This is a genomic window from Corynebacterium tuscaniense, from assembly GCF_008693065.1.
Lineage (GTDB): Bacteria > Actinomycetota > Actinomycetes > Mycobacteriales > Mycobacteriaceae > Corynebacterium > Corynebacterium tuscaniense.
Genome location: NZ_VXKH01000180.1, coordinates 1 through 610, shown reverse-complemented (window position 1 = coordinate 610; position 610 = coordinate 1). Strand labels below are relative to the sequence as shown.

Genomic DNA, 610 nt, shown 5'->3' with positions numbered 1-610 from the left:
ATCGGATCCGTTAACGATGAAGCGCGGGCGCGTTACTGGGATGATCGTGAAAAGGCCCGTCTTGCGCTTGAAGCCGCCCGAAAGAAGGCTGAGCAGCAGACTCAACAGGACAAAAATGCGCAGCAGCAGAGCGATACCGAAGCGTCACGGCTGAAATATACCGAAGAGGCGCAGAAGGCTTACGAACGGCTGCAGACGCCGCTGGAGAAATATACCGCCCGTCAGGAAGAACTGAACAAGGCACTGAAAGACGGGAAAATCCTGCAGGCGGATTACAACACGCTGATGGCGGCGGCGAAAAAGGATTATGAAGCGACGCTGAAAAAGCCGAAACAGTCCAGCGTGAAGGTGCCTGCGGGCGATCGTCAGGAAGACAGTGCTCATGCTGCCCTGCTGACGCTTCAGGCAGAACTCCGGACGCTGGAGAAGCATGCCGGAGCAAATGAGAAAATCAGCCAGCAGCGCCGGGATTTGTGGAAGGCGGAGAGTCAGTTCGCGGTACTGGAGGAGGCGGCGCAACGTCGCCAGCTGTCTGCACAGGAGAAATCCCTGCTGGCGCATAAAGATGAGACGCTGGAGTACAAACGTCAGCTGGCTGCACTTGGCGACA

At 57.0% G+C, this 610-nt stretch carries 1 protein-coding gene; it reads left to right on the top strand.

Annotated features, from left to right (window positions below; all coding sequences use genetic code 11):
- On the top strand, positions 1–610 hold a 610-nt coding region (locus F4V54_RS11170), incomplete at both ends, for a phage tail tape measure protein (protein WP_150387177.1).